Annotated in this window: 17 protein-coding genes, 1 tRNA gene and 2 pseudogenes; 5 read left to right on the forward strand and 15 right to left on the reverse strand. The window is 63.9% G+C overall.

Annotated elements, in window-relative coordinates:
• The 12 genes and pseudogenes from J7G73_RS09355 to J7G73_RS09410 form a co-directional block, all read right to left on the reverse strand.
• Positions 1-569 (reverse strand): annotated as a pseudogene (locus J7G73_RS09355) (ATP-dependent Clp protease ATP-binding subunit); the annotation flags it as partial.
• A 44-nt stretch (positions 570-613) separates the two neighbouring features.
• Positions 614-1,291, reverse strand: coding sequence for a CvpA family protein (locus J7G73_RS09360; protein ID WP_087295816.1), 678 nt, complete (start codon positions 1,289-1,291; stop codon positions 614-616).
• Positions 1,288-2,460, reverse strand: a complete 1,173-nt coding sequence (locus J7G73_RS09365; protein WP_291246055.1) for a DUF5711 family protein — start codon at positions 2,458-2,460, stop codon at positions 1,288-1,290. Before J7G73_RS09365 ends, J7G73_RS09360 begins: the two co-directional genes overlap by 4 nt.
• A gap of 30 nt (positions 2,461-2,490) precedes the next feature.
• A complete protein-coding gene (gene truA, locus J7G73_RS09370) occupies positions 2,491-3,288 on the reverse strand; it encodes a tRNA pseudouridine(38-40) synthase TruA (protein WP_291246056.1) in 798 nt (265 codons plus the stop codon).
• Positions 3,289-3,292: 4 nt separating this feature from the next.
• Positions 3,293-4,111: an energy-coupling factor transporter transmembrane protein EcfT gene (locus J7G73_RS09375; protein WP_291246057.1), complete on the reverse strand. Its 819-nt coding sequence runs from the start codon at positions 4,109-4,111 to the stop codon at positions 3,293-3,295.
• On the reverse strand, positions 4,105-4,989 hold the full coding sequence (locus J7G73_RS09380) for an energy-coupling factor transporter ATPase (RefSeq protein ID WP_291246058.1): 885 nt from the start codon (positions 4,987-4,989) through the stop codon (positions 4,105-4,107). The genes J7G73_RS09375 and J7G73_RS09380 overlap by 7 nt, the downstream gene beginning before the upstream one ends.
• A 132-nt stretch (positions 4,990-5,121) precedes the next feature.
• The gene (locus J7G73_RS09385) at positions 5,122-5,955 is read right to left on the reverse strand and encodes an energy-coupling factor transporter ATPase (protein WP_291246059.1); all 834 of its coding nucleotides are present in this window, start codon (positions 5,953-5,955) and stop codon (positions 5,122-5,124) included.
• Positions 5,956-5,993: 38 nt separating this feature from the next.
• Positions 5,994-6,860, reverse strand: coding sequence for a class I SAM-dependent methyltransferase (locus J7G73_RS09390; RefSeq protein ID WP_291246060.1), 867 nt, complete (start codon positions 6,858-6,860; stop codon positions 5,994-5,996).
• 100 nt (positions 6,861-6,960) lie between these two features.
• The gene (gene ruvB / locus J7G73_RS09395; RefSeq protein ID WP_087180682.1) at positions 6,961-7,965 is read right to left on the reverse strand and encodes a Holliday junction branch migration DNA helicase RuvB; all 1,005 of its coding nucleotides are present in this window, start codon (positions 7,963-7,965) and stop codon (positions 6,961-6,963) included.
• A gap of 45 nt (positions 7,966-8,010) precedes the next feature.
• Positions 8,011-8,613 (reverse strand): Holliday junction branch migration protein RuvA, encoded by a 603-nt coding sequence (gene ruvA / locus J7G73_RS09400; protein WP_087295822.1) that lies wholly within the window; start codon positions 8,611-8,613, stop codon positions 8,011-8,013.
• A gap of 29 nt (positions 8,614-8,642) precedes the next feature.
• Entirely contained in the window at positions 8,643-9,140 is a 498-nt protein-coding gene (gene ruvC / locus J7G73_RS09405; protein ID WP_058965903.1) for a crossover junction endodeoxyribonuclease RuvC, read from the reverse strand.
• 522 nt (positions 9,141-9,662) lie between these two features.
• Positions 9,663-9,738, reverse strand: a tRNA-Val gene (locus J7G73_RS09410).
• Between the two features lie 139 nt (positions 9,739-9,877).
• Here J7G73_RS09410 and J7G73_RS09415 point away from each other — a divergent pair.
• The 4 genes from J7G73_RS09415 to J7G73_RS13725 all read left to right on the forward strand — a co-directional run bounded on the left by J7G73_RS09415 (position 9,878) and on the right by J7G73_RS13725 (position 15,715).
• Positions 9,878-12,415, forward strand: a complete 2,538-nt coding sequence (locus J7G73_RS09415; protein WP_291246061.1) for a YfhO family protein — start codon at positions 9,878-9,880, stop codon at positions 12,413-12,415.
• A gap of 127 nt (positions 12,416-12,542) precedes the next feature.
• Positions 12,543-14,369, forward strand: a complete 1,827-nt coding sequence (gene typA, locus J7G73_RS09420; RefSeq protein ID WP_087296292.1) for a translational GTPase TypA — start codon at positions 12,543-12,545, stop codon at positions 14,367-14,369.
• Positions 14,370-14,508: 139 nt separating this feature from the next.
• Positions 14,509-15,303, forward strand: a complete 795-nt coding sequence (locus tag J7G73_RS09425) for an aldo/keto reductase (protein ID WP_367113977.1) — start codon at positions 14,509-14,511, stop codon at positions 15,301-15,303.
• A complete protein-coding gene (locus tag J7G73_RS13725; RefSeq protein WP_367113978.1) occupies positions 15,254-15,715 on the forward strand; it encodes a 4Fe-4S dicluster domain-containing protein in 462 nt (153 codons plus the stop codon). Before J7G73_RS09425 ends, J7G73_RS13725 begins: the two co-directional genes overlap by 50 nt.
• Positions 15,716-15,793: 78 nt before the next feature.
• Here the strand turns inward: J7G73_RS13725 and J7G73_RS09430 are convergent, their stop codons facing one another.
• Positions 15,794-17,479: a hypothetical protein gene (locus J7G73_RS09430; protein ID WP_291246062.1), complete on the reverse strand. Its 1,686-nt coding sequence runs from the start codon at positions 17,477-17,479 to the stop codon at positions 15,794-15,796.
• 161 nt (positions 17,480-17,640) lie between these two features.
• Positions 17,641-18,594, reverse strand: a complete 954-nt coding sequence (locus J7G73_RS09435; protein WP_087296295.1) for a DUF4349 domain-containing protein — start codon at positions 18,592-18,594, stop codon at positions 17,641-17,643.
• A 188-nt stretch (positions 18,595-18,782) separates the two neighbouring features.
• On the opposite strand from J7G73_RS09435, the pseudogene J7G73_RS09440 reads away from it, so the two are divergent.
• Positions 18,783-19,843, forward strand: a pseudogene (locus J7G73_RS09440) (6-phosphofructokinase).
• 89 nt (positions 19,844-19,932) lie between these two features.
• On the opposite strand, the gene J7G73_RS09445 reads toward J7G73_RS09440, so the two are convergent.
• Positions 19,933-22,397 (reverse strand): SbcC/MukB-like Walker B domain-containing protein (locus tag J7G73_RS09445; protein ID WP_291246063.1); only part of this gene is annotated, 2,465 nt, incomplete at its 5' end.

Below are 22,397 nucleotides of genomic sequence, written 5' to 3' on the forward strand. Positions count from 1 at the left end.
GCGATGGCGGTCTTGCCAACGCCCGCCTCACCGATCAGGCAGGGGTTGTTCTTCTGGCGGCGGGCCAGAATCTGGATGGTGCGATAGATCTCCTGCTCGCGGCCGATGATCTCGTCCAGCTTGCCGGCCTTGGCCTTGGCGGTCAGGTTCGCGCAGTATTTGTCCAGGAACTTGTAGCGGGACTTTTTGCCCTTTTCGTTCTTCTCGCCGTCCTTTTCCTTCTTGTCCTTCGCGCCGAAGCCGAAGGGGAAGGTGGCGCTGCCGCCGGGGGTGAAGCCGTCGTCGTCGCCCTCATTGCTTTCATCGGCATCCGGGTCCTCCTGGCCGCCCATGGGGCCGAAGGGGAACATGCCGTTCTCGCCCGCTTCCTCCATGAAGCTGCTCATGCGCTCCTCCATGTTCTCCAGATCCTGGTCAGAGACGCCGAACTGCTTCATCAGATCGTCCACAGGCTTGATGCCCAGTTCCCGGGCACAGGTGAGGCAGTAGCCCTCCTGCTTGGGCTGGCCAGCCTCCATGCGCTGCACGAACACAATGGCCGTGCGCTTTTTACAACGTACACAAAGCATATCTCATTTCCCTTTCTTTCGGGTGCCGGGGCCAAAGGCCCGGCTTAATAAAACGGATTGAACTGCCCAAACAGCGAAAAGCCGATGCTCTCGCCCAGCACCTGCTGGTTGAGCCAGGGGATGGACCCGCCAGTGACCACGATGATCGCCCACACGGCGCACAGGATCAGATACAGATCCACCACACCGGCCAGCAGGCCCATCGCAAAGCCCAGCAGCTTGTTCACACTGCCCAGAATGGGAATGCGGTTGAAGTTGGTGAGCACCGCCACCACAAAGCCCACGATCACCTTGCACAGCGCGAAGGCCACAAAGAACACCACAATGGCAATGATGGGGGTGAGCAGCGGAGCAATGACCTGATTCACCACCTGCTCGGCCAGCTCGGGGGCGCTGCCGGTGAGCACGCCGCCCGCAGACTGGGTAATGCTCTGCTGAATTTCATCCGGCAGAAAACCGGCGTACTTTTCCACCAGCTGGTCCAGCTGCAGCTGACCGCCATCGGCCAGGGTCTTTTCGATGCTGGTGGTGAAGTTGTTTTCAAAGAAGTTGGTGAACAGCACCGGGGCGATGTTCTGGCTGAAGATGCTCGCGCCCAGCAGGCTGGCAAGGTTGCCCGCGAACTGCACCAGCGCGGCCGCGAAGCCCTTGCCCGCGTAGCGCATGGCAACCAGCAGCAGGATCGCCAGCAGGATCAGGTCAAAGCCATTGGCAATGGTCATGGGTCATTTCCTCGTTTTCTTTTGGATTTTTTCTTGGCGTTCAGCACCGCCTGAGGCTGGCTTTCGGTGGTCATCTCCCAAAGGTATTCCCCCTTCAGGTCGTAAGCGGCAACACCGCTGCCCCGTAATACATACGCGCCGGAACGGGTGCACACCACCTTGGATGCGGGCGCGGGCACCGAAGCGGTGCCCAGCTCCTGACAATTGGTGTCCAGCAGGATCAGCCGCACCGGAGCGTCGGCCATTTCCGATCCGATCAGGATGCCCACCGCCCGCTGGCTCACCGAAACGCTGAGCAGCGTACCGCTGGGGTAGCTGTAGGTGGCCAGCTGCTCGCCGGTGGTGGTATCAAATACCGCAATGCGGCCCTGGAATACCACCAGCAGCTTGCTGGCGCTGAGCCAGTGCATCTGCAGCACCGGGCTGGTGCCCGCGTCGATGGTCAGGCCAATGGTGCTGGAGTTCAAATCCAGCAGATGGATCTTCACCGCCAGCTGGCCGTTTGCGGCACTCAGGCAGGCCGCGGCAAACCGCTTTCCGTTCTGGGAAAAGGCGATCTGCCCGGGCACGCCCTCGGCATCGCTGGGGTACCACTGGTAGATGGGCTGGAAAGTGGAGTCGTAGACCGTGACCTCCGCCAGATAGCGGCTGGAATCGGTGACCACCGCCACCGTTCCGCCCGAGGCCATCTCCGCCAGCAGAATGGGCTGGGTGTAGGTATTGGTGTAAAGCGTGCGAGTGCGGCTTTCCACCCGCAGCTCGTACCCGGCCCGGTTATACAGCACAAAGCGGGTCTTGCCGCTGCTGATGCTGGGGCGGGCGTAGTTGTGGGCAATGCTTCGCAGCTGCGCGCCCCGGGCGGAAAAGACCACCAGGTCCTTGCTGCCCAGCTCCACAAAGCCGCCGCCCAGGCTCTCCACCTGGAACGGTTCGGCGATGCCGGTCTTTGCCGGCCAGCCGCCGCCGGGCTGCAGCCCGATGCGGGCGGATTCCACCACATCGCTCAGCAGCGCCAGGCCCCGGCCGAAAATACCGCTGGCATAAAGAGCCAGCGCCAGCAGCACCACCAGTGCCAGTGCCGCGGTGCGCAGCCTGCGCATCCGGCGGCGGTGCCGCAGCGCGCTCAGGCGGGTGAGCTTTGCCCCGCCGGGCGTTTGATTGGTTTCCATATCCCCGCCCCCTTTCTCATGGATTCTTCGTTACAAAATGCGCCCCGGTTCGCCCTGGGGCTTGCCCGCCTGCCACGCGGGCAGCTCGGGATAATCCACCCACGCCAGGAACAGGCCCTGGGCCGGAAGGGTGGGGCCCGCCTGACTGCGGTCCCGGCTTTCCAGAATGGCGGGGACCCGTTCCGGGTCCAGCTTGTGCTGGCCCGCCAAAACCAGCGTGCCCGCCAGAATCCGCACCATGTTGTAGAGATAGCCGTCCGCCGTGACGGTCACGGTGACCAGATCCCCGGTGCGCTGCACCCGGCACCGGCTGATGGTGCGCACGGTGCTGCCCCGCAGGGCCACCTCACAGCCGGCTGAGCACAGGCTCATGAAATCGTGACTGCCCACGAACCGGTCCGCCGCCGCCTGCATGGCGACCTCGTCCAGCCGGCCCGGCAGCCGGTGGTGCCAGCCTGCCCCGAAGGGGCTGTCGATGGGGCTGTTCCAGATGCGGTAGCAATAGGTCTTTTCGTGGGCGGCGTAGCGGGCGTGGAATTCCTCCTCCACCTCCATGGCCCGGTTTACCCGGATGGCCGCCGGAAGCTTCTGGTTGAGCGCCAGCGGCAGCTTTTCCATGGGGATGCGGCAGTCCGCCCAGAAATTCACCGCGTAGTGCAGGGCATGGACCCCCGCGTCGGTGCGGGAGCAGCCCTTCACCGGCGGGCGGGTGCCCAGCAGGGCCTCCAGCCCGTCCTGCAGCGCCTGACAGACCGACAGGCCGTTGTTCTGCACCTGAAAGCCGCAGAAGCCGCTGCCGTCGTAGCTGATATCCAGCAGGATGTTCATGGCCTTACAGCACCCCCGGCATCACAAAGCGGGTGGCCCAGACCAGACCGAAGGTGACGGCGCAGAAGGCCACGGTGCCCCAGTCGTGGGGCTGGAACTTGAGCACCTTCAGACGGGTGCGGCCCTCGCCGCCCCGGTAGCACCGGCATTCCATGGCCATGGCCAGCTCGTCTGCCCGGCGGAAGGCCGAGATGAACAGCGGGATCAGAATGGGCACCATGGCCTTGATCCGGTCCTTGGCGCTGCCGCTGTCCAGCATGGCGCCGCGGGCCTTCTGGGCGTTCATGATCTTGTCGGTCTCCTCGATCAGGGTGGGAATGAACCGCAGGGCGATGGTCATCATCATGGCCAGCTCGTGCACCGGCAGGCCCAGCTTGGCAAAGGGCGACAGCAGCCGCTCGATGGCGTCGGTGAGCACAATGGGGCTGGTGGTGTAGGTGAGCAGGCCGGTGCCCGCGATCAGAGCCACGATACGCACCGCCATGAAGATGGCGTAGGCGATGCCCTCCTTATACACCTTGATGACCCAGAAGTGGATCAGCGGCTCGCCCTGGCCGCCCATAAAGAACAGATTCAGAATGGCCGTGAAGGCGATGATGGGAATGATGGGCTTCAGGCTCTTGAGGATGATGCGCAGCGGGATCTTGGCCAGCATGTAAAGCCCCGCCAGCAGCACCAGACTCAGCGCCAGACCCAGGAAATTGTTGATGGTAAACAGCAGCACGATATAGGCGATGACCAGCAGGATCTTCAGCCGCGGGTCGGTGCGATGCACGATGGAATCGCCCGGGAAGTGCTGCCCGATGGTGATGTCCTTCAGCATGTGGTCCCCTCCCCCTTGGCTTCCTTGCGGGCCTTTGTCTCCAGAATGGTCTTGACCGCCCAGGGCACGGTGTACACGTCCTGGGGCAGATCCAGACCCATCTGGCGCAGCTTCAGAAAGATCTTGGTCACCTGCGGCACCGAGAGGCCCAGCGCCAGCAGCTCATCCGCCCGGGCGAACACCTTGTCCACCCGGTCGTACATGGCGATCTTCTTCTGGTCCATCACCAATACTTTATCGGCGTATTTGGCGATGTCCTCCATGGAGTGACTCACCAGCAGCACGGTGGTACCGGTCTCCTTGTGGTAGCGCTTGACCTGGCTGAGGATCATGTCCCGGCCCTCCGGGTCCAGGCCCGCGGCGGGCTCGTCCAGCACCAGCACGCGGGGTTCCATGGCCAGCACGCCCGCAATGGCCACCCGGCGCTTCTGACCGCCGGAAAGCTCAAAGGGGCTGCGCTCCAGATAGTCCTCCGGCAGGCCGGTGAAGGCCGCCGCCCGGCGTACCCGCCGGTCGATCTCTTCCTCGCTCAGGCCCATGTTTTTGGGGCCGAAGGCGATGTCTTTGTAAATGGTCTCCTCAAACAGCTGGTACTCCGGGTACTGGAACACCAGGCCCACCGCAAAGCGGACCTTGCGGATGTCCTGGCCCTTGGCCCAGATGTCCTTACCGTCCAGCAGCACCTGGCCGCTGGTGGGCTTCAGGATGCCGTTGAAGTGGGTGATGAGGGTGGATTTGCCGCTGCCGGTGGACCCGATGATGCCCACGAAGTCGCCCTCCTCCACCGCGAAGCTCACATCCTCCAGAGCGGTGGTGGCGTCCGGCATGCCGGCGTTGTATATATGAGTCAGATGGCGCGTTTCAATGATGGCTGCCATGGTTTCACATCCTTACTGCAAAGGGGGTGTCAGCCCCGGAAATGTGCCTCTTTTTTGCCGCGCACCCTGCCCAACAAAAGGCATACAGTGCCGTCGCTATAAGATGGCGCTTTCATTTTTTAATATTCGCCGTTATTTCAGCAGCTCGTAGAGCGCGGCGGCGCACTCGTCCTCGGTGATGATGCCCTCGGGCAGGTCCAGGCCCGCCTTCACCAGCTCATCCCGCAGCTCGGCGGCCTGGGGTACGTCCAGCCGCAGGGCGCGCACCTTCTCGGTCTGGCTGAATACCTCCTTCGGGGTACCCTCCATGACCACGTGGCCCTCGCTCATCACCAGCACCCGGTCGGCCTGGGCGGCCTCCTCCATATAGTGGGTGATGCTCACCACGGTGATGCCGAAATCCTTGTTCAGATGGTGGATGGTCTCCATCACCTTTTCCCGGCCCCGGGGGTCCAGCATGGCGGTGGCCTCGTCCAGCACCAGGCAGTCCGGCCGCATGGCGATCACGCCCGCGATGGCCACACGCTGCTTCTGGCCGCCGCTCAGCTTGTGAGGGGCCTTTTCCCGGTGCTTGTAGATGCCGGACATCTGCATGGCCTCGTCGATGCGGGCGCGGATCTCGGCCGGGGGAACGCCCAGGTTCTCCAGCGCGAAGGCCACGTCCTCCTCCACCACGGTGGCGACGATCTGGTTGTCCGGGTTCTGGAACACCATGCCCACGGTCTGGCGGATGTCGTACAGCTGGCTTTCATCCCGGGTATCCATGCCCTCCACGGTCACAGTGCCGCTCTCCGGCAGCAGGATGGCGTTGAAGTGCTTGGCCAGGGTGGACTTGCCGCAGCCGTTGGCGCCCAGCACCGCCACGAACTCGCCCTTGCGGATGGTCATGGACGCGCCGTCCACCGCGTAGGGGTTTTCCGGGGTATAGCGAAAGCGCACGTCTTTTGCGGCGATCATCTCGTTCATTTCGATTTTCCTCTCCCCTCTTGTTCCGGGTCCTGTGCTCAGGCCTCCTGCCAGATGGCGGTGGCGCCGCAGGGCACCACGCCGCCGGTGCTGCTCACCGGCAGGCCGATCTCGTCACAGCTGGTCACGCCGCCGTACTTGCCGCACAGGGTGGTTTTCAGGATGTACTCCATCACCGCGGGCGACAGGCCGGTGGTGTAGCTGTTTACCGCCACAAACAGGGGCTGCTCGCTGAGCACACCCGCGCACAGGGCGATCAGGTCGTAGATGTTATCCTCCAGCTTCCACACCTCGCCGCCGGGGCCCCGGCCGTAGCTGGGCGGGTCCATGATGATGGCATCGTAGGTGTTGCCCCGGCGAATCTCCCGGGCCACGAACTTGGCGCAGTCGTCCACGATCCAGCGAATGGGCTTATCGGCCAGGCTGCTGGCCTGTGCGTTCTCACGGGCCCAGGCCACGATGCCCTTGGAGGCATCCACATGGCAGACGCTGGCGCCCGCCGCGGCGCAGGCCAGGGTGGCGCCGCCGGTATAACCGAACAGGTTCAGCACTTTGATGGGCCGGCCCGCGGCTTTGATCTTCTCCTCGTACCAGGCCCAGTTCACGGCCTGCTCGGGGAACACGCCGGTGTGCTTGAAGCCGGTGGGGCTGACCACCAGGGTCAGCGGGCCGCAGCCGATCTTCCACTTTTCCGGCAGACGGCGGCGGTACTCCCACTGGCCGCCGCCCCGCTCGGACCGGTGATACACCGCGTCTGCCTTGGCCCACAGGGGGCTGGTCTCGGGGCTTTTCCACACCACCTGGGGGTCCGGGCGCACCAGCAGGGTGCTGCCCCAGCGCTCCAGACGGTTGCCGCAGGTTGCGTCGATGAGTTCATAATCTTGCCAGCTGGTGGCAGGGCGCATACGCAATTCTCCTTTTTCATTCCGGGGAAACCGGCCGCTTGTGTTTTTGGGCGATTTCCGTATCAGTATAACGTGTATTTATGAAATTTTCTTGGCGGGGTCAGTCGAACATGCTCTGCTGGCCCGGAGCATCCAGCTCCTTGGGCAGCTCCAGCCCCAGGTGGACCCAGGCCTGCCGGGTGGCGCAACGGCCCCGGGGGGTGCGGGTCAGAAAGCCCATCTGCATCAGATAGGGCTCGCACACATCCTCCAGCGTCACGGCCTCCTCGCCCAGCGCGGCGGCCAGGGTATCCAGGCCCACCGGCCCGCCGCCGTACAGCTCGATGATGGCCCGCAGCATGCTCCGGTCCATCTCGTCCAGGCCCAGCTGGTCGATGTCCATCCGCTTGAGGGCCAGCTTGGCGGTGGCCTCGTCGATCACGCCGTCCGCCAGAACAGCGGCGAAGTCCCGCACCCGCTTTAACAGCCGGTTGGCCACACGGGGGGTGCCCCGGCTGCATTTTGCCAGCTCATAGGCCCCCTCCGGGGTGCAGGGCTGGCCCAGAATGCCCGCCGAGCGCTGGATGATGCCGCTCAGCTCATCCGGGCTGTACAGCTCCAGCTTGAGCAGCACGCCGAACCGGTCCCGCAGAGGGCCGGTGATCTGGCCCGCACGGGTGGTGGCGCCGATCAGGGTAAACCGGGGCAGGTTGATGCGGATGCTCTGGGCACTGGGGCCCTTGCCGATCATGATGTCCAGCGCGTAGTCCTCCAGGGCGGGATACAAAACCTCCTCCACCTGGCGGGACAGACGATGGATCTCGTCGATGAAGAGCACGTCGCCCTCCTGCAGGTTGGTGAGCAGGGCCGCCAGATCGCCGGGCTTCTCGATGGCCGGGCCGCTGGTGATGCGGATCTGCACCCCCATCTCCTGGGCTACGATGCCCGCCAGCGTGGTCTTGCCCAGACCCGGAGGGCCGTAGAGCAGGATGTGGTCCATGGGCTCGCCCCTGCGCTTGGCCGCTTCCAGATAGATGCGCAGGTTTTCCTTTACCTTTTCCTGGCCCACATACTCGTCCAGGGTTTTAGGCCGCAAGCTGATCTCTTCGCTCTCGCCCTGGTTCATCTCCGGGCTGACCAGCCGCGTGCCGAATTCGTATTCTTCCACGGGTTACCTTCCTTTCGCCATGCCGCGCAGCGCAAGCTTGATGAGTTCCTCCACCGGCAGGGAGGGATCTGCCTTGGCCACCGCCTGGGCCGCCTCGCTGGGGCTGTAGCCCAGACTGGTGAGGGCCGCAATGGCCTGACTCAGATTGCCCGCCGGGGCTGCGCCGCCGCTCACATCGCCCAGGGTGATGCCCTCGGCCAGGCCCTTGCCCACCTTGTCCTTCAATTCCAGGGCAATGCGCTGGGCCAGCTTGGGGCCCACGCCGTTGGCGGCGGTGAAGGCCTTGTGGTCCCCGGCCGAGATGGCCAGGGTGATCCGCTCGGGGGTCATCACGTTCAGAATCGCCAGACCCACCTTGGGGCCCACGCCGGACACGGCGGTGAGCATCTTGAAGCAGGCCTGCTGCTCCTCGGTGGCAAAGCCAAAGAGGGTCACGTCGTTTTCGGTGATATTCATATAGGTATAAAGAGTGGCCTCATGGCCGATGGCCGGCAGCGCCGACGACACCGACGCGGGCACCTGCACAAGATAGCCCACTCCCGCGCAGGAAAGGACCACCATGTCCAGGGTCTTTTTCAAAAGTTTTCCGGTCAGACAATAAATCATCGGGAACCTCCTGTTGCATTCAGCTTCGGTCAGCGCAGCGGTGTGCCCATCAGGCGGCTGCGGCTGCAATGGCAATGGGCGATGGCCATGCCCAGTGCGTCGGCGGTATCGTCGGGCTTGGGCACCTTTTCCAGCTTGAGCATCATGCGGGTCATCTCCTGCACCTGCTTTTTCACCGCCTTGCCGTAGCCGGTCACCGCCTGCTTCACCTGCATGGGGGTATATTCAAAGATGGGGATGCCGCACTTGGCCGCCGCCAGCAGGATCACACCTCTGGCCTCGGCCACGCCGATCACCGTGGTCTGGTTGTGCTGATAAAACAGCTGCTCGATGCTCAGCGCCTCGGGCTTGTAGGTTGTCATCACATCCAACACGCCCTCATACACCTTGTCCAGCCGCTGTTCAAAGGGCACGCCCGCCTCGGTCGTGACCGCGCCGAACGCCACCGGCGTGAACCGGTTGCCCACATATTCCACCACGCCCCAGCCCACGATTGCATAGCCGGGGTCGATGCCCAATACTCGCATAGATACACCTCTCCATATTAACCGATATAGTATACTATATTTTTTATAAAATAGCAAATGCCGCCCACCGCCAGCGGGCGGACTTCGGCCAAACAAAAAGAGCAGGACCCCGCTTGGGCCCTGCTCTTTTCTCAAAAGCCGGTGAACCCGACCGATTTTTCTTTTTTATTTCATACTATTTTCATAGTCTTGGTGTATCATAGCCGCTTGATGCTTCGTTGTATGAGAAGAAGTCTTTCCGGGATTCGAGTTCCCGTTCTCCTGTTTTTTTCTGGCGTAAAACAAAAAACAGGACGCTCTATTGAGCGCCCTGTGTGGTGGACGGTAAGGAACTCGGTGCGGCCCCGCCCGTGGGCGGCTCCGCGCCGCTTGGCCCTTTGGCCTTCGCGGCAGCCCGCCGGAAAACCTGCCACCGGCAGGTTTTCTAGTTCGGCGGTCACCCTTCCGGGATTCGAGTTCCTGTTGTTCTTCTTTTTCTTGACACAAAACAAAAAAACAGGACGCTCGATTGAGCGCCCTGTATGGTGGACGGTAAGGAACTCGAATCCCTGACCCTCTGCACGTCAAGCAGATGCTCTACCAGCTGAGCTAACCGTCCATGTCCTTTCGGCTTGATTATTATATCGAATCTTTTTTCAAATTGCAAGTACTTTTTGAAAAAAAGTTTTTCTTTTTTATTTTCCCTCGTTTTGCCGTACTCCGGCACGTTTTTCCCCTTCTGGAAAGGAGTCCTTTGCATGCATCTTCCCTTTGCCCGGTCTGAATCCTCCCGCCGATTGTCCGGCCTTTTGCCCGCACTGGCTGCCGCGCTGGTGCCGGTGGCCCTGCTGGCCGGACTGTACGCCGCCCAGGGCGTGGCCCCCTTCGGCCCGAACAGCCTGTTCTTCGGCGATATGGACGGCCAGTATTCCCATTTTCTGGCCAGCTTTTCCGAGCTGTTCGGCCAAGGAGCGTTCTACACCTGGCACAAGGCTCTGGGCGGCGAGGCCCTCAGCTGGGCCGCCTACTATCTGTTCAGCCCTTTTAATTTTCTGGTGCTCTTGTTCCCCACCTCCCAGCTGCCCACCGCCGTGACCCTGCTCACCCTGACCAAGGCGGGCTGTGCGGGACTTTCCATGCAGCTGTTCCTGCGCCGCCGGGCGGGCAGCAGGCTCTCGGTGCCGCTCAGCTGGGCCTGGGCGCTGAGCGGCTATCTGCTGGGCTTTTCCCAGAACATCATGTGGATGGACGCGCTGATCGCCCTGCCGCTGATTGCCTGGGGCATCCGGCGTATTCTGGAGGGCCGTTCCCCCTGGCTGTATCTGGTAAGCCTTGCGGCGGGCATCTTCTGCTGCTATTACATCGGCTGGATGCTCTGTCTGTACTCCCTGCTCTATTTTGTGTGCGGACTGGCTGCGGGCGATGCTGCGGACCGCAAGCTGCGGGTGTCGGTGCGCTTTGCGCTGGCCAGCCTGCTGGCAGGCGGGCTGAACGCCTGGGTGCTGCTGCCGGTGGCCGGGGCGCTCGGTCAGGGCAAGGCCCAGGCGGCCATGGAATGGGGCTTTTCCACCAACTTTTCCCTTCCCCAGCTGCTGGGCCAGCTGTTCGCGGGGGCCTACCCCGCCGGGCAGGACACCAACACCCTGCCTCTTGTCTTCTGCGGCACCCTGCCGCTGGTGCTGGCGGCGCTGTTCTTTTTCCGGCCCGGTGCGCTGCGTCCAAAGCTTGCGGCGGGCGGGCTTCTGGCCTGCCTGCTGCTCAGCTTCTGGCTGCGCACACCGGATCTTATCTGGCACGGCTTCCAGAGCCCCAGCTGGTTCAATTACCGCTACAGCTTTCTGTTCATCTTCACTTTGCTGGAGCTGGCGGCGCTGGGCGGCAAAGGGTTTGCGGAGCGTCTGCCCGCCGTCCGCCAGTTCGCGTCTGCCGGGGCCGTTGCCCTTCTGCTGGCCTGTGCCTGGGGCTTTGGGGTGGTTTCCGGCTGGGCGGCGGTGCTCACCCTGTGCTGTCTGGCGGCCGCCGCGCTGCTGCTGGCAATGCCCCGACGGCGGGCCGCGGGCCTGCTGGCTGCTTTCTGCCTGGCGGCAGAGCTGACGGCCAACGGCTGGTCCTCTCTGGAGGCCTTCGAGCCATCTTCCTCCACCCTGCCCCAGCTGACGAAGCAATGGCAATCCACCGTGGAGGAACTCAGCGCTCAGGCTCCCTTGGCCCGGATGCAGCTGACCGAAGGCGGGCAGAACACCCCCTTCCTGCTGGGCTACAACGGCCTGAGCCACTACAGCAGCAGCTATTCCCAGACCACCTATGAGCTGCTGCAGGCGCTGGGCTGCACCGGCACCAGCGGCTGGATGGCCTGGTCCGACGGGCTGACCCAAAGTGCCGCCAGCCTGCTGGGGCTGCGCTGGCAGCTGGGCGGAACAGCATCCGACCAGTGGCAGCAGCAAGATGATGTGTGGGAGAATCCCTGCGCTCTACCGCTGGTCGTTGCGGCAGCGGACATAGAAAGTGAGCGGCTGGCGCTGGACCGGCCCTTCGACAACCTGAACCAGATCTACAACACTCTTCTGGGCGAGGACGCAGGTATTCTTCAACCCATCGAGGCCGAGCCCTCTGTTCAGAGCATGGAAGCCGGGGCAGACGGGCTGCACTACACCGCAACCGGCGAAAATGCCGCTTTGCGCTTTTCCCTCACCGCCCCTGTCTCCGGCGTGCTGTACGCCAGCTTCCCGGTGTATGACCAGTATTGCGGGGCGGATGTATTTGTAAACGGCGAAGCGGCGGGCCAGACCCTGCTGCAGCAGGAGAACGGCACGGTCTGCCTGGGGCAGGTGCAGGCGGGCCAGACCATCACCGTGGAGCTGCGGCCTCAGGACGACACTCTTTCGCTGGGCGGCTGGAGCTTTGCCGTGGAGGACAGCCAGGCTCTGGCCACTGCCTGCACCCGACTGCAGCAGCAGGGCCTTCAGGTGACAGAGTTTGCCCCCGGCCTTGTGCGCGGGACCATCCGGGTGCCCGAGGGCTGCACCGCCCTGTTCACCAGCATCCCCGCCGAGCCCGGCTGGCAGGTGCTGGTGGACGGCGAAACCGTCGCCCCCGAAACCGCCTGGGACGCGCTGCTCACCGTGCAGATCACCCCGGGCGAGCACCTGGTGACCCTGCGCTTTACCCCCGCCGGACTGGGCGCTGGCGCGGCGGTGAGCCTTTGCAGCCTGGGGGCCGCGGCGGCCTGGCTGGCGGCGCGCCGCCTTGGTCATACAGCCCAGAAAGCCCCGCGCAGCAGCCAAAAAACCTTGTGACAACGCCCAATGCTGTTAAAAATCATTTGTATATTCTTGACAAACCTTTTTTCCTGCTTTAGTATAGGTAAGGTTACGAATAGATGTAATTATATATGGAGCGATCCAATTCAGAAAGGATAACAATATGGAACGTAAAGATTTGCGCAACATTGCCATCATCGCCCACGTTGACCATGGTAAGACCACCCTGGTGGACCAGATGCTGAAGCAGAGCGGCGCGTTTCGTGAAAATCAGCAGGTGGCCGAGCGCGTGATGGACTCCGGCGATATCGAGCGTGAGCGCGGCATCACCATCCTGGCCAAGAACTGCTCCACCGTATACAACGGTGTGAAGATCAACATCGTGGACACCCCGGGCCACGCCGACTTCGGCGGCGAGGTGGAACGTGTTCTGAAGATGGTCAACGGCGTGCTGCTGCTGGTGGACGCCGCCGAGGGCTGCATGCCCCAGACCCGTTTCGTGCTGCAGAAGGCCCTGCAGCAGAACCTGAACCTGGTCATTGCCGTGAACAAGATCGACCGTCCTGACGCCCGCATCAAGGAAGTCATCGACGAAGTTCTGCTGCTGCTCATGGACCTGGGTGCCACCGACGAGCAGCTGGACAGCCCCATGGTCTTCTGCTCCGGCCGCGCCGGTACCGCCAGCTACAGCCCGGATGTGCCCGGCACCGACCTGAAGCCCCTGTTCGACACCATTCTGGAGTACGTGAAGGGTCCCGAGGGCGACCCCGACGCTCCCTTCCAGATGCTGTGCTCCAGCGTGGACTACAACGAGTTCGTGGGCCGCATCGGCATCGGCCGCATCCAGAACGGCCGCATGAAGGTTGGCCAGGACGTGCAGGTCTGCGACTGGCACGATCCCAGCGTTTCCATCAAGGGCCGCATCACCAAGCTGTATGAATTCAAGGCCAACGGCCGTGAGCCCTCCGAGGAGGCCATGGCCGGCGATATCGTCGCCTTCTCCGGTATCACCGATGTGACCATCGGCAATACCCTGTGCGACCCCGCCAACGTGGAGCCCCTGCCCTTCGTGAAGATCAACGATCCCACCGTGGAGATGACCTTCGCCGTTAACGACAGCCCCTTCGCCGGCCGCGAGGGCAAGTTCGTCACCAGCCGCCAGATCCGCGACCGCCTGCAGCGCGAGCTGCTGAAGGACGTGGCCCTGAAGGTTGAGGACTCCGCCACCAGCGATTCCTTCCGCGTGATGGGCCGTGGCGAGATGCACCTGTCCATCCTGATCGAGACCATGCGCCGTGAAGGCTACGAGCTGCAGGTCAGCCCCCCGAAGGTTCTGACCCACGAGGAGGACGGCCAGCTGATGGAGCCCTTCGAGCGCGTTGTCATCGACACCCCCACCGAGTACCAGGGCGCGGTCATGACCGCTCTGGGCTCCCGCAAGGCCATCCTGCAGCAGATGGAGCCCATCGGCACCCGCGTGCGTCTGGAGTTCCGCATGCCCAGCCGCGGCCTGTTCGGCTACCGCAGCCAGTTCCTCACCGATACCCACGGCGAGGGCATCCTGAACACCATTTTTGACGGCTACGACGCCTGGTGCGGCGATATCACCTGCCGCAGCACCGGCAGCCTGGTAAGCTTCGAGACCGGCGACGCCGTGACCTACGGCCTGTTCAACGCCCAGCAGCGCGGCACCCTGATCGTGACCCCGGGCGAGAAGGTCTACGAGGGCATGGTCATCGGCTACACCCCCACCGGCGAGGACATCAGCGTGAACGTCTGCAAGACCAAACACCTGACCAACACCCGTGCTTCCGGCTCCGACGACGCTCTGCGTCTGGTTCCCGTTTCCAAGTTCAGCCTGGAGGCCTGCCTGGAGTTCCTGGCTCCCGACGAGCTGCTGGAGGTTACCCCCGAGAACCTGCGCATCCGCAAGCGCATCCTGAACCACGACATGCGCATGAAGCAGCTGAAGGGCAAGAAGAACGGCTAAGCCGCCTTTCCTTCTCTGAACTGAGCATCCGCCCCTGTGCCGCCCGGCACAGGGGCTTTTTGCTTCCTTTTCCGTTGACAAGCCCCCTGCCCCGCCTTATGATGAAAGCAGAATGTAACGCAAACGGAGGCACTTTGCCATGGAAAAATTGTTCGGAACAAAAAAGCTGGGGTTCGGCTTTATGCGCCTGCCCCTCACCGGTCCCGCCGCCGACCCGGCCAGTGATGTGGACCTGGAAAAAGCCCGCCGCATGGTGGACGATTTTATGGACGCGGGCCTGTGCTACTTCGACACCGCCCACGGCTACCTGAACGGCAAAAGCGAAACCGCCCTGCACCACTGCCTGACCAGCCGCTACCCCCGCCAGAGCTACCTGCTGGCGAATAAGCTCTCCAACAGCTTTTTTGAAAGCGAGGAGGAGATCCGGCCCCTGTTTTTCTCCCAGCTGGAGGCCTGCGGGGTGGACTACTTCGACTTTTACCTGATGCATGCCATGAACGCGGTATATTATCCCAAATACTGCGCCTGCAATGCTTTCGCGGTGGCCCGGCAATTGAAGGCGGAGGGCCGCATCCGGCACATCGGCATCTCCTTCCACGACAAGCCCGCCCTGCTGGAGCAGATCCTCACCGAACAGCCGGACATCGAGGTGGTGCAGATCCAGTTCAACTACGCGGACTACGACAGCCCCAGCGTGGAGAGCCGGGTGCTGTATGAGATCTGCCGCCGCTTCCAAAAGCCGGTGATCGTGATGGAGCCGGTGCGGGGCGGCGCGCTGGCCAACCTGCCGCCCCAGGCCGCCGAGGCCTTTGCCGGAATGGAAGCCGGTGCGGGGCGGCGCGCTGGCCAACCTGCCGCCCCAGGCCGCCGAGGCCTTTGCCGGAATGGAGGGCAGCCCGGCGGGCTATGCCCTGCGCTTTGCGGCCAGCTTTGAAGGGGTGGGCATGGTGCTCAGCGGCATGAGCGACCCGGCCCAGATGGAGGAAAACCTGGGCCTGTTCCGGTCCTTCCGCGCCCTGTCGCCGGTGGAATGGCAGGCGGTGAGCAAGGCCCGCAAGGCGCTGGCCGGGCTGAAGAGCATCGGCTGCACCGGCTGCCGCTACTGTGTGGACGGCTGCCCCAAGGCCATTTCCATCCCCGAGCTGTTCGCCTGCGCCAACAGCCGGAACCTGTTCAACGATATGGGCTCCGCCACCTATTACGGCATCTGCACCCGTGGCGGTCACGGCAAGGCGGCGGACTGCATCGGCTGCGGCAAATGCGAAGCCTCCTGCCCCCAGCACCTGCCCATCCGTCAGCTGCTTGCCCAGGTGAGCGCCCAGTTCGACACACCCGCCAAAGAATAAAAACGAAAAGAGCGCGGGCTTTCTTCCGATCGAGAAGAAAGCCCGCGCTCTTTTTGATTCTGTTGCCTGGATTGGCTCTTAGCGGGTCAGCGCCGGCTGCTGTTTGGCCGCCCTGCGGCTGCGCATCAGCTGCCAGGCCGCGCCCGCGCAAAGGGCCAGCGTGCCAAGGCCGCTCACCCAGTCCGACACATGCTGCAGGGTGGTGCCGCTGTAGCTCACCCGCACCTGACCCGCCGGGGCGTTCTCCGGGATGGTCAGCTCCACCCGGCCGCCGCCGTCCTTATGCAGCTCCAGTTTAATGGGTGCGCTGCCGTCCGCCGGGGTGAGGGTGGCGGAATAGCCCTTATACCACAGCTTGGGGATGCCATAGGCCCCGAAGACCTGGCCGTCGAAGTCAAACACGAAATCGCCATTGGGCAGATAATTGCCGCTGTAAACGCCGGTGGTGTTGCTGTACTGGGCACCCGGCTCAAAGGCGAAGGCCTTGGCGTCCACTCCGGCGGGCACCCATTCGGCCCCCACCAGATAGAAGGTCTCGCCCCGCTGGCTGGTGAAATAGTTGGACGGGTAGTTCACCTGCTCGGGGAACTGGGTGGAGCTGACCGCCAGGTCCACGCCGCCCAGCACAAAGGCTGCCGCCAGCACCAGCACCCGGGCCCTGCGGCTGCTAAGATTTGCCAGTACCAGCGTAATGGCCAGGCAGACCGCCAGCTGGCCAAAGGCGTTGAGCCGCCAGGGGAACTGGATGCTGTTCAGCAGGGTGTCGTCCAGCATGCGCCAGGGCACGAAGGGCAGCACCAGCACCGTGAGCACCACGCCCGCCGCCAGAAAGGCCCAGGCGGCGCGGCGCGCGCCGCGCCGCCCCAGCGGGCAGACCAGCAGCACCAGAGCGGCCACAATGCCCACCAGGCCGGTGATGCCAAGGCCGATGTAGCTGGTGGGGTCAAACAGATTGGCTACGCTCACCGTATTCCAGGAAACCTGGGTCAGCGGCTGCTCGGTCACCGCGAATTTATCACTGGCAAACTGCTCCAGCATGGGCAGCCAGTAATAGCAGCTCACCAGCAGGCAGGCCCCGGCAGCGCCCAGACCGCTCAGAATCGCCCGACGGTTCAGCACCCGGGGCAGCCGCACCAGCACCCAGACAATAGCCAGAAGCCCCGCCAGGGCAAGGCTCACGGTGTGGCTGAGCACCAGACCGGTGAAGCCCAGCCACAGCACCCAGGGGCGCTTGGCTCCCTCCTCGGTCAGGTCCCACAGGCCCCAGACCACCAGAGGCAGGAAGATCATGGCCTGCACCTCGCCCACCGCGCTGCGGATGTAAAGGTTCACAAAATGATAGTGGCACAGACCGTACAGAACCATCAGCAGGCAGCCGCCAAAATGCTTTTTGGTGATGGCCCGCCCGGCAAAATAGCTGGTGACGCACTGGGCCGCCGCGCAGCCCAGCATCAGGAATTTGAAGGCCATCTCCGGCCCCAGGCCCGCCACCCGGGCCAGTGCCGCCGGATACAAAAACAGGTCCGGGTAAAACAGGCCGCTGGCGTAGCCGTAGCCGCCCAGCATCAAAGAATAGATGCGCACCGGTATGCTGGCATGCCCGCCCAGGGCCGCGGCCAGACCCTCCAGCCGCAGGATGTGGAACACGCTGTCGTGCCCGGCCACCAGGTCCCGGCTGGCAAAGGGCAGCGCACAGAGCAGCAGCACCAGCGCGGCACAGCCAAGGCCGGTGGCAAGCTCGTATCGAATGGTTTTGCTTCGCATGGATCGTTTCCGCCTTTTTCTACAATTTATGCGTTCGTATTATTATAGCACACAGCGGCCGGAATTTCCGCCCCAAAAGTTGGTATGGGCGCAAAAAAGGCCCCGGCGGGCCGCAAACGTGCGGTTTCGCCGGGGCTGTAGGTTCGATATGTTCGGTTAAATCATTTCATCTGGGTGTATTTGGGGGGCTGGCTTCCGTTTTCCCCATCCGGGCGCTTTTGCTGCGCGGGCTGGGGCCGCTTTCTGGCGGCGCGGCGGGCCAGCAGCACCACCAGGACGATCACCACCGCCGCCACCACCAGGAAGGGCAGCAGATAGATCAGGCCGATCACCAGCTCCTGCACCACGCTCACAAAGCCGTTCCAGCTGCCCCGGAAGGCGGAGCCCACCCGGCTGAGAAAGCTGGGGCTCTGGGGCGTGAGCTCGGTCACCTCGTCCAGATAGACCTCCACCGTGCTGTAGCTGATCTGGTCCTGCAGCACATTCATCTGACCGGTGTAGCTCTCGATCTGGTACTGCACCTCGCTGCGCTGCTGCTCAATGGCCAGCAGGTCCTCCAGGCTTTCGGCCTTTGCCGCCAGCTCATCCAACCGCTGGCGCTGCTGCTCCAGGCTGGCCAGACGGGCCTCCAGATCCACATATTCGGCGGTCACATCCTGGCTGGACTCACTGCGCCGAACCAGATTGGCGGCCTGGGCCGCCGCGTTCAGAAATTCGCTGTAGTTGTCCGCCGGGACCCGCAGGGTGTAGTACACGCTGCGGTCGCCCCGCTCAGCGCTGCCGCTGCTTTCGCTGCTCTGCACATAGGCCCCCGCCTGGCTGGCCGCCTCCAGCAGGTCGGCGCTCGCCTGGTCATATTGCTTGGTCTCCAGCCAGAGGGTGGCGTTGTAGATGATCTTTCGGCTGTCCTGCGGGGTGAGCGCGCCGGAATCCAGGTCGGTCACCCCCGTGCCTGTGCCCGTTCCGTTGGCAGCGTCCTCCATGGCTGCGCCCGCCATCTCCTGTACCGCGGCGGAGCTGGTGACCGCTGTGCTGGACCCGCCGCATCCGGTGAGCAGACCGGCGAAAAGGGCGGCCGCAAGCGCTGCGGCAAGCCAATGTTTGTTGTGCTTCATCCTGTTTCCCTCCTTGTTTTTTGGCAAAACCACCAAGATTTCGCGGTGAAGAATGTCACCTCTCTGACCCTTATACGAAATTGCTGCCGGGATTATTGCAGCCCCCTTATAAATAAGATACAATAAAAAGCGTTGTGTCACAAGGGGTCGACGGCTGACCCGCTTTTTGAAGAAGGATGTGTATTTTGATGGGTATGAATTTTCTGGTGGGGCAGAGCGGCGGCCCCACTGCGGTAATCAATTCCAGTCTGGCCGGCGTGTATGAAACCGCCCGCGCCTGCGGCGCCGGGCGCATCTACGGCATGCATTACGGCATTGAGGGTCTTTTGGATGAAAAGCTGCTGGATCTGGACCAGCTGCTGGGCAAGGCGCTGAACATTGAACTGCTCAAGCGCACCCCCGCCTCTTATCTGGGCAGCTGCCGGTACAAGCTGCCCACCCCCGAGCAGGACGAAAGCGTGTACAAGACCCTGTTCTCCCTGTTTGAGCGTTATCAGATCGACGCGGTGCTTTACATCGGCGGCAACGACAGCATGGACACCATTGCCAAGCTGGCGGCCTACGGCAGCCGCATCGGGAGATCATGGGCCGTCACGCGGGCTGGCTGGCCGCCTCCGCAAGCCTGGCCAAGGGCGACGACTGCGACGGCCCGGACTTGATCCTGCTGCCTGAAGTTCCCTTCAGCGAGGAGCTGTTCCTGCGCCGGGTAGATGCCCTGCGCAAGGAAAAGAACAACATCGTCATTGCCGCCAGCGAGGGCGTGCGCCGCAAGGACGGCACCTTCCTGTGCGATCTGGCGGGCGGTGACGGCGCGGTGGATGCCTTCGGCCACAAGGTCACCCTGTCCGGCACCAGCCGGTATCTGGAGGGTCTGATCCGCCATCACCTGGGCTGCAAGACCCGTGCCATCGAGCTGTCCACCCTGCAGCGGTGCGCCAGCCACCTGACCAGCCGCATCGATGTGAACGAGGCCTACCAGGTGGGCGGCATGGCGGTGCAGGCTGCCATTCAGGGCCAGACCGGCCGGATGAGCGCGCTGATTCGCCGTCAGGATGCCCCCTACGTGGCGGACTGCGAGACCGTGGATGTGCAGGCCGTGGCCAACAAGGAAAAGGCCATTCCCGCCGGGTGGATCACCCCGGACGGCATGCAGGTGACCGGCGCCTTCGAGGCCTACGCCCGGCCCCTGATCCAGGGCGAACAGATCCCCATTTACGTGGCCGGCGTTCCCCTGCACACCCGCCTGTAAGCAGCCCTGTCATTTTCAATCATTTTACAAAGCAAAGCACCCCCGGCTGGTCGGGGGTGCTTTTTGCTTTTTGCTTTTTGCTTTTTGCTTTATAATTTTCGCAGGGCCACGGTGCTGCCGCCAGGGGTCTTGGTGACCACCAGCTGGTTCTCGATGCGGCTTTTCAGCTCCGGCACATGGCTGATGATGCCCACCATCCGCTGACCCTGCACAAGGCTGTGCAGCGTGGTGACCGCCTGCTCCAGACTTTCGGCATCCAGGGTGCCGAAGCCCTCGTCCACAAACAGCACGTCCAGCTCCACGCCGCCCGCGTAATTCTGAATCACGTCGGACAGACCCAGCGCCAGTGCCAGCGCCGCCTGGAAGGTCTCGCCGCCGGACAGACTGCCCACGCTGCGCACCTTGCCGGTGTAGTTGTCCAGCACATCCAGATCCAACGTGTCCTTGGTTTCGGCGGCGGTCATCTGGTGGCATTCCAGCTGGTAGCGCCCGCCGGTCATGGCGAACAAGCGCTGGTTGGCGGCCTCCACCGCGTCGGCAAAATAGGCGGCCAGCACATACTGCTCAAACTGCTGCTTGCCCAGCCCGCCGGAAAGCTTGCCCCCGGCGGTGGCATCCAGCCGCTCGATCAGCTGCTGGCGCTTCTGGGCCTGCTCCAGCTTTCCGGCCGCGGTGCGCACATCCGCCATGGTCTGCCGGTTGGCCTCCAGCCGCCCGGCAAGCCGGATGCGCTCCCCGTTCAGGGCCGCGCGCCGCTGCTCCTGCTCCTTCATGGCCTGCTCCAGCTCCTGGGGCTGGCAGGCCGGGGCCGGGGCGTTTTGCTGCTGGGCACGCAGCTGCCTGTAAAGAGTTTGGGTCTCCTCGCAGGCCTTTTGCTCCTGCTCCAGCTGCCGGCGCAGCGCTTTGATCTCCTCTTCGGTGTGCAGCGCCTGCCGGAAGGCTTCCTCGCTCATGCCGCCGGTCACCAGCGCCTTGCTCCAGTCCTGAGCCGCCCGGCGGGCTTCCCCGGCCGCTTTTTCGTCGTTCTTCTGCCGCTCGGTTTGCAGAGTGAGGGCAGCAGCCAGTGCCTTCTGGTACTCCTCCAGATTTTTTCGGGTCTCTTCCGCGCTCCGGTCCAGCCGGACCTTCTCGGCCTGCATGGCGGCCAGGGTCTGCTCCGCCTCGGCGCGGGTAGCCTGGGGCAGGTCCGCCTGCAGCTTTTCCGCCTGCTGCCGGGCCATCTCCTGCCGGGCGGTGGTCTGTGCTGCCTGAGCCTGCAATTCGCTGCGCTTCTGGCGGGTCTGGTCCAGCTGCCTGCGGTCGTCGGCCAGCTGGTTCACCGCCGCGCTGGCGGCCTCCACCTTGGCCTGCCGCTGTGCCTTTTCCGCTTCGGCCTGCTGGAGCAGCTGGTCCAGCCGCTCGTTCCAGTCCAGCAGCAGGCGGGACAGGGTCTTTGCATCCTCTTCCGGGGGCAGCTCCTGCTCCAGGTCGGCCAGCACCTGGCGGGCCTGCCGGATGTACTGCTCCCGGGCGCTGCCCGCCTGAGCGGTCAGGGTGCTGCTGGCCTGTAACGCCTCATTGTAGGCGGTACGGGCCGTTTCCATGGCGGCGGCCAGTGCCTCCAGCTCTTCCTTATTGGTCGCGCCGGTCACGCCCCGGGCCGGGCTGGGATGGTGCACGCTGCCGCACACCGGGCAGGGCTGGCCGGAAACCAGATCCTTCGCCAACAGCCCCGCCTGATCCCGGCGGAACAGCTGGTCCGCGCTCATGTAAACCTGCTGGGCCTTGTCCAGTTCATCGCTTGCCTGCTCCAGCGCCCCGCGGGCGGCCTGCTCGCTCTTTTGCAGCTTCACCAGCTCCCGCATCCGGCTGCGGGTCTCCGCCATTTTCTCCTTGGCCCCGCTCCAGCGGTTCAGCTCCTGTTCCACCCTCTGGGCGGCGGTGAGGGCGGCGGCCAGACCATCCGCCAGCGTCTGGGTCTGTTCCAGGGCGGCGGCCTGCTGCTCTTCCAGCTTGCGGGCCGCTTGCTCCGCGCTTTTCAGCCGGTCCAGCTCCCGGGCGCAGGCCTGCTGCTGATCCTTTGCTGCGTCCAGCTCGTCATATTGCTTCAGGGCCTCGGTCTGCCGTTCCAGCGCCACCGCCAGCCGGGCGGCGGTTTGCTGATCCTGCGCCAGCTGCTCCCGTGTCTGCTCCCACCGGGGCGCCTGAGCGTTCAGCTCTTCCAGCTGCGCCTGTGCTTCGGCGCGCAGCCGGGCAGCCTGCTCCGCCGCCAGCCGGGCCTTTTCGCTGCTCTGCCACACCGGAGCCAGCCGGGCAGCTGCCTCCCACCGGTCCAGCCGGGCCTGGTCCTCCGCCCGGCGGGGTGCTTCGCTCTGCTGCTGCGCCAGCTGCTGCTCCAGCCGGGCCAGCTGCTCCGCCCGCTGCCCGGCTTCCCGGGCGCTCTGCACCAGTGCGGCGCTTTGCTTGATGCTCTCATCCAGCTTGGCCAGCTCTTCCTCCAGCGCGGCCAGGGTATTCTGATCCGCCCGGCAGAGCTCCTCTGCCAGCTCCAGCACCCGGCCGCTGCGCCAGACGC

The organism is Allofournierella sp. (assembly GCF_017889395.1).
In the GTDB taxonomy this organism is placed as follows: domain Bacteria; phylum Bacillota; class Clostridia; order Oscillospirales; family Ruminococcaceae; genus Allofournierella.

Excerpts from the sequence above, each read along its gene's own strand:
- J7G73_RS09360 (WP_087295816.1), bottom strand. The coding sequence starts at position 1,291 with ATGACCATTGCCAATGGCTTTGACCTGATCCTGCTGGCGATCCTGCTG.
- ruvB (WP_087180682.1), bottom strand. The coding sequence starts at position 7,965 with ATGAACCAGGGCGAGAGCGAAGAGATCAGCTTGCGGCCTAAAACCCTG.
- typA (WP_087296292.1), top strand. The coding sequence starts at position 12,543 with ATGGAACGTAAAGATTTGCGCAACATTGCCATCATCGCCCACGTTGAC.
- J7G73_RS13725 (WP_367113978.1), top strand. The coding sequence starts at position 15,254 with ATGGAGGGCAGCCCGGCGGGCTATGCCCTGCGCTTTGCGGCCAGCTTT.
- ruvC (WP_058965903.1), bottom strand. The coding sequence starts at position 9,140 with ATGCGAGTATTGGGCATCGACCCCGGCTATGCAATCGTGGGCTGGGGC.
- ruvA (WP_087295822.1), bottom strand. The coding sequence starts at position 8,613 with ATGATTTATTGTCTGACCGGAAAACTTTTGAAAAAGACCCTGGACATG.
- J7G73_RS09375 (WP_291246057.1), bottom strand. The coding sequence starts at position 4,111 with ATGCTGAAGGACATCACCATCGGGCAGCACTTCCCGGGCGATTCCATC.
- J7G73_RS09430 (WP_291246062.1), bottom strand. The coding sequence starts at position 17,479 with ATGCGAAGCAAAACCATTCGATACGAGCTTGCCACCGGCCTTGGCTGT.
- J7G73_RS09390 (WP_291246060.1), bottom strand. The coding sequence starts at position 6,860 with ATGCGCCCTGCCACCAGCTGGCAAGATTATGAACTCATCGACGCAACC.
- truA (WP_291246056.1), bottom strand. The coding sequence starts at position 3,288 with ATGAACATCCTGCTGGATATCAGCTACGACGGCAGCGGCTTCTGCGGC.
- J7G73_RS09380 (WP_291246058.1), bottom strand. The coding sequence starts at position 4,989 with ATGGCAGCCATCATTGAAACGCGCCATCTGACTCATATATACAACGCC.
- J7G73_RS09435 (WP_087296295.1), bottom strand. The coding sequence starts at position 18,594 with ATGAAGCACAACAAACATTGGCTTGCCGCAGCGCTTGCGGCCGCCCTT.
- J7G73_RS09385 (WP_291246059.1), bottom strand. The coding sequence starts at position 5,955 with ATGAACGAGATGATCGCCGCAAAAGACGTGCGCTTTCGCTATACCCCG.
- J7G73_RS09365 (WP_291246055.1), bottom strand. The coding sequence starts at position 2,460 with ATGGAAACCAATCAAACGCCCGGCGGGGCAAAGCTCACCCGCCTGAGC.
- J7G73_RS09425 (WP_367113977.1), top strand. The coding sequence starts at position 14,509 with ATGGAAAAATTGTTCGGAACAAAAAAGCTGGGGTTCGGCTTTATGCGC.
- J7G73_RS09415 (WP_291246061.1), top strand. The coding sequence starts at position 9,878 with ATGCATCTTCCCTTTGCCCGGTCTGAATCCTCCCGCCGATTGTCCGGC.